Origin of the sequence: Roseateles sp. (assembly GCF_044373315.1) — a bacterium.
Lineage (GTDB): Bacteria > Pseudomonadota > Gammaproteobacteria > Burkholderiales > Burkholderiaceae_C > JACDQM01.
The window spans coordinates 20,000-34,285 of sequence record NZ_JBILQK010000040.1; the positions used below are offsets into that span (position 1 = coordinate 20,000).

At 66.3% G+C, this 14,286-nt stretch carries 10 protein-coding genes; 3 read left to right on the forward strand and 7 right to left on the reverse strand.

The annotated features are described in order from the left end of the window. Positions 1-75 precede the first annotated feature (75 nt). Positions 76-2,442, forward strand: a complete 2,367-nt coding sequence (locus tag ACIQ67_RS11140) for a UvrD-helicase domain-containing protein (RefSeq protein ID WP_397534442.1) — start codon at positions 76-78, stop codon at positions 2,440-2,442. A 98-nt stretch (positions 2,443-2,540) separates the two neighbouring features. Here the strand turns inward: ACIQ67_RS11140 and ACIQ67_RS11145 are convergent, their stop codons facing one another. The 6 genes from ACIQ67_RS11145 to ACIQ67_RS11170 form a co-directional block, all read right to left on the reverse strand. Next, entirely contained in the window at positions 2,541-3,008 is a 468-nt protein-coding gene (locus ACIQ67_RS11145; protein WP_397534433.1) for a DUF4148 domain-containing protein, read from the reverse strand. 327 nt (positions 3,009-3,335) lie between these two features. Then, positions 3,336-4,769 (reverse strand): choice-of-anchor D domain-containing protein, encoded by a 1,434-nt coding sequence (locus ACIQ67_RS11150; protein ID WP_397534434.1) that lies wholly within the window; start codon positions 4,767-4,769, stop codon positions 3,336-3,338. Next, positions 4,766-6,892 (reverse strand): PhoX family protein, encoded by a 2,127-nt coding sequence (locus ACIQ67_RS11155; protein WP_397534435.1) that lies wholly within the window; start codon positions 6,890-6,892, stop codon positions 4,766-4,768. The genes ACIQ67_RS11150 and ACIQ67_RS11155 overlap by 4 nt, the downstream gene beginning before the upstream one ends. A gap of 139 nt (positions 6,893-7,031) precedes the next feature. Continuing rightward, positions 7,032-7,865: a BPSS1780 family membrane protein gene (locus ACIQ67_RS11160; protein ID WP_397534436.1), complete on the reverse strand. Its 834-nt coding sequence runs from the start codon at positions 7,863-7,865 to the stop codon at positions 7,032-7,034. A 2-nt stretch (positions 7,866-7,867) separates the two neighbouring features. Then, a complete protein-coding gene (locus ACIQ67_RS11165) occupies positions 7,868-8,836 on the reverse strand; it encodes a homoserine kinase (RefSeq protein WP_397534437.1) in 969 nt (322 codons plus the stop codon). A 48-nt stretch (positions 8,837-8,884) separates the two neighbouring features. After that, complete coding sequence (locus ACIQ67_RS11170) at positions 8,885-9,181, reverse strand: hypothetical protein (protein ID WP_397534438.1); 297 nt, start codon at positions 9,179-9,181, stop codon at positions 8,885-8,887. Positions 9,182-9,234: 53 nt separating this feature from the next. On the opposite strand from ACIQ67_RS11170, the gene polA reads away from it, so the two are divergent. After that, on the forward strand, positions 9,235-12,030 hold the full coding sequence (gene polA / locus ACIQ67_RS11175) for a DNA polymerase I (protein ID WP_397534439.1): 2,796 nt from the start codon (positions 9,235-9,237) through the stop codon (positions 12,028-12,030). Between the two features lie 61 nt (positions 12,031-12,091). Here the strand turns inward: polA and gbpA are convergent, their stop codons facing one another. Beyond that, on the reverse strand, positions 12,092-13,561 hold the full coding sequence (gene gbpA / locus ACIQ67_RS11180; RefSeq protein ID WP_397534440.1) for an N-acetylglucosamine-binding protein GbpA: 1,470 nt from the start codon (positions 13,559-13,561) through the stop codon (positions 12,092-12,094). Positions 13,562-13,964: 403 nt separating this feature from the next. On the opposite strand from gbpA, the gene ACIQ67_RS11185 reads away from it, so the two are divergent. Then, positions 13,965-14,286, forward strand: a 322-nt coding sequence (locus ACIQ67_RS11185) for an ABC transporter permease (protein ID WP_397534441.1), incomplete at its 3' end; no start/stop codon positions are given.

Here is a 14,286-nt window from a genome sequence, read left to right on the forward strand (position 1 = left end):
ATGCACCGTGGAACTTAGAATGCCGCGATGAATCCGCACCCCCACGATGATCTGTTCGCGCCGGCCCCGCCGGCCATGACCGCCGGTGGCGGATTGCTGAAGAACCTCAACCCCGAGCAGCTCGCTGCCGTCACCGCGCCGGCCGAACCTGCGCTGATCCTGGCCGGCGCCGGCTCGGGCAAGACCCGCGTGCTGACCACGCGAATCGCCTGGCTCTTGCAGACCGGCCAGGCCTCGCCGGCCGGCATCATGGCGGTAACCTTCACCAACAAGGCCGCCAAGGAAATGGTGACGCGCCTGACCACCATGCTGCCGGTGAATGTGCGCGGCATGTGGATCGGCACCTTCCACGGCCTGTGCAATCGCTTCCTGCGCGCGCACTGGAAGCTGGCCGGCCTGCCACAAGGCTTCCAGATCCTCGACGCCAGCGACACCGTCTCGGCGATCAAGCGTGTCATCAAGGCGATGAAGCTGGACGAAGAGCGCTTCGTCCCCAAGCAGGTGGGCTGGTTCATCGCCGGCGCCAAGGAAGACGGCCTGCGCCCCAAGGACATCGAGCAGCGCGACGAGCAGACCAAGACCCTGGTGCAGGTCTACCAGGCCTACGAAGACCAGTGTCAACGCGAGGGCGTGGTCGATTTCGCCGAGCTGATGCTGCGCTCGTTCGAGCTGATGCGTGACAACGCCGCCGTGCGTGAGCACTACCAGCGCCGCTTCCAGCACCTGCTGGTCGACGAGTTCCAGGACACCAACAAGCTGCAGTACGCCTGGCTGAAGATGTTCGCGCCACCGGGACGCGGCCAAGGCGTGTTCGCGGTGGGTGACGACGACCAGAGCATTTATGCATTCCGCGGCGCGCGCGTCGGCAATATGGCCGACTTCGAGCGCGAGTACCGTGTCAAGCAGGTGGTGAAGCTGGAGCACAACTACCGGAGCTTCGGCAATATTCTGGATACCGCCAACGAGCTGATCAGCCGCAACACCCGCCGCCTGGGCAAGAACCTGCGCACCGAGGCCGGCCCCGGCGAGCCAGTGCGCGTGCACGAGTCCGCCAGCGATTTTGCCGATGCGCAGTGGCTGATCGAGGAAGCCCAGGCCCTGCATCGCCAGGGCATGCCGCGCCAGGAGATCGCGGTGCTCTACCGCAGCAATGCGCAGTCGCGGGTGATCGAGTCTGCGCTGTTCAATGCCGGCATCCCGTATCGAGTCTACGGCGGCCTGCGCTTTTTCGAGCGCGCCGAAGTCAAGCACGCGCTGGCCTATCTGCGTCTGATCGAGAACGCCAACGACGACACCAGCTTCCTGCGTGTGGTGAACTTCCCCACCCGCGGCATCGGCGCGCGCACCATCGAACAGTTGCAAGATGCCGCACGCGCCAGCGGGCGCAGCCTGTATCAGAGCGTGGGCGCGGTGGCCGGCAAGGGCGGAGGCAATCTGGCGGCCTTCGTTAACCTGGTCGAGTCGATGCGCAACCTGACCGTTGGGCTCACGCTGCGCGAGATCATCGAGCAGGTGCTGGAGACCTCGGGCCTGGCGGACTTCTACCGCACCGAAAAAGAAGGTGCCGAGCGGCTGGAAAACCTGGCCGAACTGGTGAATGCGGCCGAGGCCTTCGTTACGCAGGAGGGCTTTGGCAAAGACGCCGTTGCGCTGCCGGTGGATGAGCTTTCGCCCGGTGCCATTGCCGAAGGCCTGCCCAATGCGGTGGCCGCCGCCGCAGCGGCAACGCCCGACGCCGAGACCGGCGAGATCATGTCGCCGCTGGCCGCGTTTCTGACCCATGCCTCGCTGGAGGCTGGCGACAACCAAGCCCAGGCAGGCCAGGACGCGATCCAGCTGATGACGGTGCACTCGGCCAAGGGACTGGAGTTCGACGCGGTCTTCATTACCGGGCTGGAGGAAGGCCTGTTCCCGCACGAGAACTCGCTGTCCGATGCCGATGGCCTGGAGGAAGAGCGCCGGCTGATGTATGTGGCCATCACGCGTGCGCGCCAGCGCCTGTACATGAGCTTTTGCCAGACGCGCATGCTGCACGGCCAGACCCGCTACAACATCAAGAGCCGCTTCTTCGACGAGCTGCCCGAGGCCTGCCTGAAGTGGCTGACGCCGCGCAATCAGGGCTTTGGCTCCGGCTTTGCGAAGGACTACCAGAGCGCCTGGCAGCGCGGCTCGGGCCTGAAGTCGGTGGTCGGTGCCGGCCGCGTCGATAACGCCAAGGCGGCCTGGGTCGAGCCGCCCGTGCCGCCTTCGATGAAGAAAAAAGAAGACAAGGAACACGGCGGCCTCAAGGTCGGCAAGGGCGTGTTCCACACCAAGTTCGGCGAAGGCGTGCTGGTCACGCTGGAAGGCTCGGGCGCCGATGCCCGCGCCCAGGTGAACTTCGGCCGCCACGGCATGAAGTGGCTGGCGCTCAGTGTGGCCAAGCTGGCGCCGATTGATTGACGACTTTGATGCAAAGCGCGCGCGTTCGAGCCGCTGCTCGGCGCGCGCAGGTTCGTGCTACCAGCGCGCCGACGCGCTGGTGACGATCAATTGAGCGCTCAGTGGCCGCGCTTGGGCTGGCCCGCCAGCAGCTCCGACTGGGCAGCCGGCTTGCCTTGAATGCGCAGATGGGCGTAGTCGCTGCTGTTGCCATTGATCAGCTCAAGCTCGCCGCTGGCGCGTGCGGCCGCCAGTTCGGCCATCACTTCAGCGCGGGTCTTGGCCGAGGCCTGCTGCGTCACCACTGGGGCCAGGCCGTAGTCGGCATCCGGACGGTCCAGCTCGCCAGCGGCGCGGGCGCGCTGGAGTTCGGCCAGCACGGTGGCTCGCGAGGTCGTCGACGGGGCGGCGGCCTCGGCGCGGCGTGCGGCTTCCGGGTTCTCGTAGTTGTGGGCCAGCAGCTCGCCAGCATTGCGGGCGCGCACCAGCTCGGCGACCACTTCTTCGCGGCTCAGACCACCTGCCATGGCGGCACCGGCAGTCAGCAGGGTCAGGGCGATCACGGACAGATTCAGATGCTTCTTCATGATGATGAGTTCCTATGCGGTTGGAGTTGAGCGGCGCGTCGCTTGCTTTCCTTGACGTGGCGCGCTGCCCATGACCGAAACTTTAGAACTTACCAACTGGTAAATGATTCACCTCAACATGAACGAAGCATTCAAGAAATAAGAACATTCCATGACAGGGTTGTCCCCAAATGGTGGTCCCGCCGCTGCGCCGCTTGGGCGTGGGGTTCCTGCTGGCGGTGGGCCGTTTGCCAGGCGGCTTCACGCAGTGATTGACGGCGCGAAGCCTGCCTGAAGTGGCTGGGGCTGAGCGCGGCAAGGCTGACGCCGATTGATGGATGCGCCGAGTCAGCGCAACCTTCTTGGCAGCAGTGCAATGAGCAGCAGCAGGCCGAGCCAGAACCCCGGTGAGGACGCCCCGCCGCCGCGACCACCTTCGACCAACACAGGATCGGCGACCGTGGGCAAGGCGCGCGCTGCCACGGCCAACGGAAGCGACACAGCACCTGGGGCCGCCAGGAGCTGCACCTGAGTGCCTTGCTCACCAGTGAGGGTGGGCACAAATCGCAGCCGAAGCAGGCAGCTCGCACCGGCAGCCAAGGGGCGCCCCTCCTGGCAGTGATCGGCGCTTGGGCTTTCCAGAGTGAAGGCCGCGCCGTTGCTGCGCAGCTGGCTGAGCCACGCGCTCTGGGCGCCTGTATTCTCCAGTCGGGCGACGTCCAGGGCCTGTGAGCCGCCCAGTCTTGTTTCTGGCACGCTTTGCAGGGAGGACCAGCGCAAGGCGGCTGGAGGCAAAGCAGCAGCTTGCAGCGCCACGCGCTGTTCCGGGCCGCCATCGGCAGGCACGATCCAGAGCGCACCCTGGCTGGGCAGCAAGGCCTCGGGTGCGCCACCGTCCAGGCGCCTGGAGACTTGCAGTTCGCATGACTGCGCCGCGCCAAGAGCCTGGCAGCGCTTGACATCGCCTTGCACGACAAAGGGACCATCAACGCGCCATTGCGAGACACTGAGGCTGGCGCCGCAGCCGTTGCGCAATTGCAAGGGGCTGGGTGAGTCGAGCGCTGCGCCCAGATCGATAGGGCCGCTCGGCTCGGTCTGGAGCTCAGGGCGCTCCAGGCCGGCACCACGCCCCTGCAGGCGCAAGTTCAGGCCGACAGGCGGACCATCATGGGAGATCTCCAGGCGCGCCGAGCGCTCCACAGCACACTGCGGTCGATGGGTGATCTGCAGGCTGCATTGCGCGCCGGCTGCCAGGCTCGCCGGGCAGTCACCGGCGGTCGCCGCATAGTCGGCGGCACCCAGGCCCTGGAGACTGAGCTTGCGCAATGCAAAGGGCAGCTCGCCGTGGTTCTCCAGCTGCACCGCAAATTGCTCTGTCTGTCCGAGAGGTCTGCTGCCGACCTCAAGCCGCGCTGTGCGGAGCCTGGGCCAGGCGGCCTGTACCTGGGGCTCGCGGATGTACCGGGCCAGGTGCTGGATGTCGCTGCCGTTGACCAGGCCCTGGAACTGCGCCATGGCGCCGTAGGGATAGACCGCCAGCACGGCCCCCCCGCATCCGCCCTGGATCGCGCAGCGGATGTGGTCCTGCTGGTCATCCAGCGTGATGCCCCGCCGCTGATTCAGCGGGTTGGAGTGACATTGCACGCATGCTTGCAGCGAGCCGCGCAGCAAAGGCGTATCCCGATAGAGCATGCGCCCGGCGGCTGCGTCGCCGGGCGTTGCGGACTGAGCAAAGGCCGCGCCGGCCATTGCCCACGCTGCCAAAGCCCAGAGCGGCTTCATGTGCCGATCACGCCACCGTCGGTCTTGCGCACCACAACCGTCGCGGAGCGCGGGCGGGTGTTCGGCGTCGGCCAGGTGGAGAACTTGGTGGCGTCGCGTGCGATGTCGTTGTCGACAAACGAGCTGCCATCGGCCTTCTTCGGGCGATTCGGGTGGGAGCCCAATTCACCGGGATGCTGCACGTTGATGAACATGGTCTTGCGGTCCGGCGTCCAGGTGATGCCAGTGATTTCGCAGCCCGAGGGACCGACCAGGAAGCGGCGGATTTCCTTGCTCACCGGGTCAGCGGCCAGCATCTGGTTGTTGCCCATGCCGGCGAAGTCGCCGGTATTGGCGTTGCTGCCATCGGTCTGGATCCACAGACGGCCGAAGCTGTCGAATGCCAGGCCATCGGGGCTGTTGAACAGGTTGTTGGCATTGATGTTGGCCGAGGGCTTGCGCGCATCGGTCACGGTGGGCTGGCCGGCCATGACGAAGATGTCCCAGTTGAAGGTCATCGCGGTGTAGTCGGCACCGGCTTCGTTCCAGCGAACGATGTGACCCCAAACGTTGTTGCTGCGCGGGTTGGCTTCGTCCACTGGCGGGCGAGCGCTGCCGGCGGTTGTGGTGCCGTCCACCGCATTGGAGGTGGTGCCGCCGCGGCGGTTGTTGTTGGTCAGCGTGATGAAGACTTCGCCGGGCTTCTTGGGGTTGGCGGAGACCCACTCAGGACGGTCCATCATGGTGGCGCCGACGCGGTCAGCGGCCTGGCGGCACTTGATCATCACTTCGGCTTGGTTGGCAAAGCCGTTCTGGGCGGTCAGGCCGTTCTGGCCGTGCACCAGGGCGATCCAAGTGCCCGTGCCCATGTTGTCGCCTGCCGTTGCGCCGGCCTCGAACTTGGCGGCGTACAGCGTGCCATCTTCGAGGAGGCGGCGGTTCGCGGCGCTGGTGGGATTGGCCTTGTCGAAGGTGCCAGCAGAGACGAACTTGTAGACGTACTCGTTGCGCTCGTCGCAGCCCATGTAGACCACAACCTTGCCGTTGGCGGCCACCACCAGTTCGGCGTTCTCGTGCTTGAAACGGCCCAGCGCGGTGCGCTTCACAGCCTTGCTGGCCGGATTGAACGGATCGATCTCGACGATCCAGCCATGGCGGTTGGGTTCGTTCGGTGTGACGTTCACGTCGAAGCGCGGGTCGACCGTGTGCCACATGTAGCCGAAGCCAGACTGGGCAATGCCATAGCGGTTCTCATGGGCGCTCGGGGTGCGGGCGCCATTCCAGCCGAAGTAGCCGTTGAAGTTCTCTTCGCAGGTCAGGTAAGTGCCCCAGGGCGTGCGGCCATTGCCGCAGTTGTTCAGCGTGCCCTTGACGTCGGTGCCACTCGGGTCAGCCGCCGTCTTCAGCAGGTCGTTGCCAGCGGCAGGGCCTTGGATGGACAGCGGTGTGTTGCCGTGAATGCGGCGGTTGTAAGGCGAGTTCTTGACGTGGCTCCAGCTACCGTCAGCTGCACGCTTGACATGCACAACGCTCACGCCATGGGCGGCGAGTGCCTTCTGTGCTTTCTCGTAGGTGAAGGGAAGCATCCAGTTGGCGGCGTCGGTGCCAGGAGCGTAGAAGTACTCCGGGTTGATGTACTCGTGGTTCAGGACGAGCAGGCCTTCATCGCTGCGCTCGCCGAAGGCATTGCCGGCAGTGTTGAAGCCGAAGAACGCCATGCCGTCGTGGTTGTCGCCAATCTGCTGCTCTTGATCAGCGGAGGTGTTGCTGGCGTCGGCCTTGAACGCAGGAGCGAATTCGTTGATCGGCTCGCCCCAAGGAATGATGGCGCTCGACACATAGCCTGTCGGCACCACGATGGCGTCACCGCTCGAAACGGCGACGGCAGCAAAACCCAGCATTTGTTCCACAGGTGCCGGGGCCGGAGCCGGAGCGGGGGCCGGAGCCGGAGCCGGGGCGGGATCATCACCGCCGCCGCAGGCGCTCAGGCCGGCGAGAAAGGGGATCGCTGCTGCGCCGAGGCCGCCCATCATCAGGCGACGGCGCGCAGGGTTGACCGCGATCGCGCGATCAACAAGTTCGGTCAATGCGGTGTTGCCGCTGGGGTTGGAAACGCCGTCGTCGTTGCTGAAGATGCTGGCCATGGCTGCTCGCTCTGTTGCTGTAAAGAAAGAGTCGGCAGCATGGCTTGCATGTGTTTAAGGCTGATGACAGCCGCAAGTCAGCCGGGCTTTGCTGACTTGTGCTCAGGCGCGATTGAAGAACGGGCGCCGGCCGGTGGCGCTACAGGCCAGGTGGTTGCTTCTCACCCGGCAGCTCGCGCGGCGCACCGAACATGAAGCAGTCGACGAAGCTGAAGTACAGCGACGAGTAGAAGGCAGTCGACAGCACCAGCCCCAGCGTCAAGGCCAGCATGCCCATCAGCGCGGCGGGCAGCGACAGCAGGCCGGCAATCAGGCCGGTGATCATGCTGGTGGCGATCAGCAGGCCGATCCAGGCCAAGCCGTTGAGGGCGAATGCGGCCTTGTTGCGCCATACGCCGAGGCAGCTGGAGAACAGCGCCTGCATCAGGCCTTGGCCACCCCAATGCACCAGCGCCGGCGCATGCCAGAAGGCGGCCGAGATCAGCGTCACCAGCAGGGCCAGCGTGACGCCGCCCCAGAACAGGCGTGGATCGGCAAGCGCGGCGGCAATGGCTTCCTGGTTCGGCTTGTCTTCCTGCATCAGCTCTTGCAGATCACCGAAGGCGCCGCCGTCGATGGTCTGCGCGGCCATCACCGCCAGCGTCATCAGCAGCGCATAAATCAGGCCCAGCCAGAGCTGGGTCTTGCGCCGCTCGGGCGTCAGCTTGAGCGGCGCGATGAAGACGGCTGGCGTGGGCACCAGCTTCTGCAGCACCAGATGGGTGGCCAGCATGAAGCCCAGCGAGACCAGCGGCAGCGCCATCAGCGTGACGAAGCCCAGCGGCGGCAGCAGCATGGGCAGCAGCAGGCCCGCGGTGACCGTCATCGCATACAGGCCGGTGAGACCCAGCGGACGGCGCTGCAGCACCTTGAAGCCGTGGCGCATCCACAGCAGGCCGTTGCGGGCCGGGACAGTTTGCAGGTGCAGGCTCATCGTCATGGCATGGCGTGCCAAGGGGCGGCCACGCGCGCGCGCAGCACGCGCTCGAAGTGGCCTGGGTCATGGGGCTTGAGCAGGGCGGCGTCGCGCGGCAGGTGGAAGTCCCACAGGCGCGAAATCCAGAAGCGCAGCGCCGCCGCACGCAGCATGGCGGGCAGCAGGCGGTGCTCAGCCCCGCTCAAGGGACGTTCTTTCTCGTAGGCGGCGACGAAGGCGCTGGCGCGTGCCTCGTCCAGCGCGCCGCTGGCCAGGTCGATGCACCAATCGTTCAGGCTGACGGCCAGATCGAACAGCCAGCTGTCGACGCCGGCGAAGTAGAAGTCGAAGAAGCCGCTGAGCTTTTCGCGCCCGGGCAGGCCTTCGAACATCACGTTGTCGCGGAACAGGTCGGCATGGATGGGGCCGCGCGGCAGATCGGCATAGCTGGCCGAGGCAGCCAGCTGCTGCTGGAAAGCCAGCTCGGTGCTGATCAGTTCGGCCTGCGATGCGTTCAGGAAGGGCAGTACCACCGGGACGGTCTCGGTCCACCAAGGCAGGCCGCGCAGATTAGGCTGCGACAGCGGGAAATCCTGGCCGGCGAGGTGCATGCGCGCCAACTGTGCGCCAACCTGCTGGCAATGGAACAGGTCGGGCGCCAGTTGATGGCCGCCGCGCAGCTTGTTCACCACGGCGGCCGGCTTGCCGCCGATGCTGTGCAGGATCTCGCCCTGCGCATCGGCCTGCGGCTCAGGCACCAGCACGGCGCGCTGCGCCAGATGCTGCATCAGGCGCAGATAGAAGGGCAGTTGCTCGAAGGTCAGGCGCTCGAACACCGTCAGCACGTACTCGCCGCGCTCGGTGGTGAGGAAGTAGTTGGTGTTCTCGATGCCGGCACTGATGCCGCGCAGTTCCTGGACCAGGCCCAGGCTGAGGTGGCTCGCAAGGGCCTGAGCCTGCGCGCGGGTGACTTCGGTGAAGACGGCCATGAAAGAAGAAAGGTGTGGAATGCAGCAGCGCCGGGCAGAGCCGGGCGCTCAGAAGCTCAGCACGCGCCAGACGCGCTGGCCCACCGTGCCGCGGTTGGAGCCGGGGCCGGCCGACAGCTCACGGCTGCCGTCGCCCATGACGATCTCGTAGGCCGGTGCCTTGCTGTTCTTGGGCTGGACCGTGACCTTTTGAGTCTGGCCGCGCACCTTCAGTTCTTCGATGCGGTTGGCATCGTCCTCCAGCACGATGCGCTCCACCTTGGGTTCGGGCGGTTCGGCAGCGTGGATGGCGGCAGCGCCCAGGGCGAGCAGGCTGGCCAGCAGGAGGCGGGATGAGTGAGGCATGGGCGGATTCTATGTCGCGCGCGCGGCGCGAGCCCTGCACGACAATGCGCCGCATGAGCGACGAAACGAAACCGATCTTGCTGCTGGTGGACGGCTCCAGCTTCCTCTACCGCGCCTACCACGCCATGCCCGATCTTCGCGGCCCCGAGGGCCAGCCCACCGGCGCGGTGCACGGCATCGTCGCGATGATGAAGAGGCTGCGCGATGACATCGGCGCGGAGCATGCCGCCTGCGTGTTCGACGCCAAGGGCCCGACCTTCCGCGACGACTGGTATCCCGAATACAAGGCGCAGCGCGCGCCCATGCCTGACGCCTTGCGCGAGCAGATCGCGCCAATCCACGAGGTGATCCGCATGCTGGGCTGGCCGGTGCTGGAGGTGCCGGGCATCGAGGCTGACGACGCAATCGGCACGCTGGCGCGCATCGCCGCGCAAAGCGGCCACCGGGTGGTGATCGCCACCGGCGACAAGGACCTGGCCCAGCTGGTGACGCCCGACGTCACACTGATCAACACCATGAGCAAGCCGCCTGAGCGCCTGGACGAGGCGGGCGTGCGCGAGAAGTTCGGTGTGGCGCCGGATCGCATCATCGACTACCTGACCCTGATGGGCGATACGGTAGACAACGTCCCCGGCGTCGAGAAAGTCGGCCCGAAGACGGCCGCCAAGTGGATTGCTGAGTACGGCTCGCTGGACGGTGTGGTGGCCGCGGCGGAGCAGATCAAGGGCGTGGCCGGCGAGAACCTGCGCAAGGCGCTGGACTGGTTGCCCACCGCGCGCAAGCTGGTGACCGTGGTGCTGGACTGCGACCTGAGCGGCCATGTGCCGGGCTGGCCGGCGCTGGACACGCTGGCGCTCAAAGCAGTGGACGAGGCCGCGCTGCTGGACTTCTACACCCGCTACGGTTTCAGGACCTGGAAGCGCGAGCTTGAAGGCGCGGCTGCGCCCGAGTCCGCTGCCGCGGCCAAGCCCAAGGCTGCCGCCATGCCGGTGAGCGGCGACCTGTTTGCCGAGCCCGAGCCGCCACAGGGCGCCGCGGCCATTGCCAAGGCCTATGTGACGGTGCTGAGCTGGGCGCAGTTCGACGACTGGCTCGCCCGCATCAATGCGGCGTCGCTGACAGCCCTCGACACCGAGACCGATTCGCTGGACGGCATGAAGGCCCGCATCGTCGGCATCTCGCTGTCGGTGAAGCCGGGGGAGGCGGCCTACATCCCGCTGCGCCACGAAGGCCCGGACGCGCCGGAGCAGCTGCCGCTGGACGAGGTGCTGGCACGTCTGAAGCCCTGGCTGGAAGACGCGAGCAGGAAGAAGCTGGGCCAGCACATCAAGTACGACACCCATGTGCTGGCCAACCATGGCATCGCCGTGGCCGGTTATGCCTACGACACCATGCTGGAAAGCTATGTGCTGGAGGCGCACAAGAGCCATGGCCTGTCGGCGCTGGCCGAGCGCCATCTGGGCCGGCAGGGTCTGAGTTATGAGGACTTGTGCGGCAAGGGGGTGCACCAGATTCCCTTTGCCCAGGTTGACGTGCCGCGCGCAGCCGAATACAGCTGCGAGGACTCGGAGATGTGCCTGCATGTGCACGAGCTGCTGTTGCCGCAGATCGAGGCCGATGCCGGGCTGAAGTTCGTCTATGAGCAGATTGAGATGCCGGTCTCGGCGCTGCTGGCGCGCATCGAGCGCACTGGTGTGCTGATCGACGCCGCGCGCCTGCAGGCGCAAAGCCACGAACTGGGTCAACGTCTGGTGCTGATCGAGCAGCAGGCTTACGAGATCGCCGGCCAGCCGTTCAACATGGGCAGCCCCAAGCAGATCGGCGAGATCCTGTTCAACAAGCTGGGGCTTCCGGTGGTGAAGAAGACCGCCACCGGCGCGCCCTCCACGGACGAAGAAGTGCTGGACAAGCTGGCGGCCGACTATCCGCTGCCGGCCAAGATCCTGGAATACCGTGGCTTGGCCAAGCTCAAGAGCACCTACACCGACAAGCTGCCGCTGATGGTGAATCCGTCCACCGGCCGTGTGCACACCAATTATGCGCAGGCGGTGGCGGTGACCGGGCGCCTGTCCAGCAACGACCCGAATCTGCAGAACATCCCCATCCGCACCGCTGAGGGGCGCCGCGTGCGCGAGGCCTTCGTCGCGCCTGCGGGGCATGTCATCGTCAGTGCCGACTACTCGCAGATCGAGCTGCGCATCATGGCCCACATCAGCGAGGACCCCGGCCTGCTGCGCGCCTTCGGCGAGGGCTTGGACGTGCACCGAGCCACCGCGAGCGAGGTGTTCGGTGTGCCGGTGGATGAGGTGAGTACGGAACAGCGCCGTTATGCCAAGACCATCAACTTCGGCCTGATCTACGGCATGGGTGCCTTCGGACTGGCACAGAGCCTGGGGATCGAGCAGAAGGCGGCCAAGGACTACATCGACCGCTACTTCACCCGCTTTGCCGGCGTGAAGCGCTATATGGATGACACCAAGGCGCGGGCGGCCGAGCTGGGCTATGTGCAGACCTTGTTCGGGCGGCGCATCTATCTGCCCGAGATCAAGGGTGGCAATGGTCCGCGCAAGGCCGGCGCCGAGCGCCAATCGATCAACGCGCCGATGCAGGGCACGGCGGCTGACCTGATCAAGCTGGCGATGATTGCGGTGCAGGCCGAGCTGGACCGCCTTGGCAAGGCCAGCCGCATCGTGATGCAGGTGCACGACGAGCTGGTGTTCGAGGTGCCCGCGGGCGAGCTGGACTGGATAAAGGCCGAGGTGCCGCGCCTGATGGCCGGCGTGGCCTCGCTCAAGGTGCCGCTGCTGGCCGAGGTGGGCGTGGGCAGCAATTGGGATGAGGCGCACTGAGGCGGATTCAGGTCAGCAGGGGTGCGACCAGTGGCTGAACGCTGGCCGCACCTGATCGCGCTCAGCGTGCGATCCAGGCCTCCTGCCAGTGCGAGCCCACGCCAGGCTCGAACTGGTTGGCGTGCTGCGACCATTGCACGCAGTAGCCGGCGTTGGGCCAGGGGCGGCACTCGTAGACGCGGCCGTCCTTAGGCTGGAGCACGCGAGTGCCGGCCTTGTACTCGCGCAGGCCTTCGGGGAATCGGTGGCTCACAGGGCCAGGGGCGGTGCCAGCGCCGCCCGCGATCATCAGATCGAAGGTCTTCTGCACCAGGGCACCGCTACCCTTGACCACGCCGCGCAGCACCAGCTGATGGTGGCCGGGCTGGGGCTGCTGCAGCGGCAGCAGCAGGTTCTGGCCGGTGTTGGCCAGACTCAGGCTCAGCGTGCCCTTGGTTCGACCGCCGTGGTCCAGCACCGTGGCGGTGATGTCCAGTTCGCCCACGGCGGTGAGGGCAAAGCTCAGGCTCAGCTGGCCATTGACGATGCTGGGGCTGGCGTTCAGGCCGTTGATGAGCAGATCGGCCGCCGGGGCCGGGGCTTTCTCGATCTGGACTTCCACGCGCTCGATGCCGCTGGCGGCCTGGGCAAAGACCTCGTTGCGGCCTGGGGCCGGGGCGATGCGGCCATCGGCTGCGCGCACGCCGGCCTGCAGCAGGCGAGCTTGCTCGGCATTGATGCGCTGGGCCAGCAGATAGGGCCAGCTCTCGCGCTGCCCTTCGCTGGTGTTGGCGATGCGCAGGCGGGTCAGCAGCTCGCGGCGTTCGCCGCGCGCGTCGAACACCCGCGTCATCACCTGGTCGCCCGGGGCCAGGTCGGTTGAGGGGTGGAGCACGCCGCGCGGCTCCCAGCCTGGCGCGGGCGTGGGGTTGGTGCCGCCACCGCTGCCGTCGAACATCACGTCGGCCACGTTGTAGAAGCTCATGGGCGTGTCGCCCACTTCCCAGATGGCCAGGATCAGCTGGTAGCCCTTGCGCGCCGGCACCTGGCAGACATGGCTGAGCTGCTTGGGCGGCTGGCGCATGCCGCCGTCATGGCTGCAGAAGGGCTGCGGCTCGAAGGCCGAGCGGCTCAGGCGCTGGTTGGGGTTCCAGTCGGCGCGGGTGATGTAGTAGCGGAAGTTGCGGGTGACGTGGTTGGCCGTGAAGGTCCAGCTGAAGGTCTGGGACCCGGCGCTCATCGGGCGCTTGGTCCAGCGCACGGCACTCTGCTCGTCGAGGGCTCCGAACTGGATTAGACCGGCGCTGGCGATCTGACCATCGGCCGGGCCACGCTCGGGGTAGCCGGATGTGCCTTCCAGGCTCTGCGGCTCCCATTGCACGGCGCCGCATTGACTGTTGGCGCCGCTGCGGCACAGCAGGCCGCGCGCCTCGGGCTGGCTCAGATAGCCATGGGCCAGCGCGCTTAGCGCCAAGCCTTGCCCGAGCAGGCTCAGGCCGAGGAGGCGCAGGCAACGCGCTGTGCTGATGCGTTTGTGTTTCAGAAATGGCATGGCGGGCTGGGTCCTGTTGCGAGAGAGGTTGCGCATGAGCCGCCGGCCTGGGCGCAGGCTGGAGGCATGACAGGGCGCGATTCTCAGGAGATTGGTAGTAAATTGGTTTTATTGTTCAAACGCTTACCTCTGCAACGCATGGTTTACTGGTGTTGTTGGGTGCGTTTGGGTGCTGTGAGGTGCCAGATTCCCCGGATCTTGTCGCTCCGCTCAAGAGAAGCGAAGTGCTTTATCCAGATTGGTGTTGCATTGGTATTGTTTGTTCGGAAGTCGCCAGGGGCCCTGGACGGCGTCGGAAGGGCGCACTGCGCGTGACGCTGCCGCGTCGTTGCCGTCCTGGCCGGCCGCCCGTCTTGCGCTCGAGGAGCGGGCGACGAGCGGGCCTCGGTTAGCATCGCGCCCCATGAATTGGCCCTACGAGTTGCAGATCGGCTGGCGCTACACCCGTGCCGGCAAGGGCGGGCGACGCAACCGCTTCATTTCCTTCATTTCCGGCGTCTCCATGCTCGGCATTGCGCTGGGGGTGGCCGCGCTGATCATCGTGCTGTCGGTGATGAACGGCTTCCAGAAGGAGGTGCGCGACCGCATGCTCAGCGTAATCTCGCATGTGGAAATCCTGACCTATGGCGGTGAGGCGCTGGCCGATTGGCAGGCCACCGCGGCGCAGGCGAAGCAGAACCCGGCCGTGCAAGCCGCAGCGCCCTTCATCGCGACACAGGCCTTGA

Bases quoted from the DNA above. Each gene is read 5' to 3' on its own strand.
- ACIQ67_RS11140 (WP_397534442.1), top strand. From the start codon at position 76: ATGACCGCCGGTGGCGGATTGCTGAAGAACCTCAACCCCGAGCAGCTC.
- ACIQ67_RS11145 (WP_397534433.1), bottom strand. From the start codon at position 3,008: ATGAAGAAGCATCTGAATCTGTCCGTGATCGCCCTGACCCTGCTGACT.
- ACIQ67_RS11150 (WP_397534434.1), bottom strand. From the start codon at position 4,769: ATGAAGCCGCTCTGGGCTTTGGCAGCGTGGGCAATGGCCGGCGCGGCC.
- ACIQ67_RS11155 (WP_397534435.1), bottom strand. From the start codon at position 6,892: ATGGCCAGCATCTTCAGCAACGACGACGGCGTTTCCAACCCCAGCGGC.
- ACIQ67_RS11160 (WP_397534436.1), bottom strand. From the start codon at position 7,865: ATGAGCCTGCACCTGCAAACTGTCCCGGCCCGCAACGGCCTGCTGTGG.
- ACIQ67_RS11165 (WP_397534437.1), bottom strand. From the start codon at position 8,836: ATGGCCGTCTTCACCGAAGTCACCCGCGCGCAGGCTCAGGCCCTTGCG.
- ACIQ67_RS11170 (WP_397534438.1), bottom strand. From the start codon at position 9,181: ATGCCTCACTCATCCCGCCTCCTGCTGGCCAGCCTGCTCGCCCTGGGC.
- polA (WP_397534439.1), top strand. From the start codon at position 9,235: ATGAGCGACGAAACGAAACCGATCTTGCTGCTGGTGGACGGCTCCAGC.
- gbpA (WP_397534440.1), bottom strand. From the start codon at position 13,561: ATGCCATTTCTGAAACACAAACGCATCAGCACAGCGCGTTGCCTGCGC.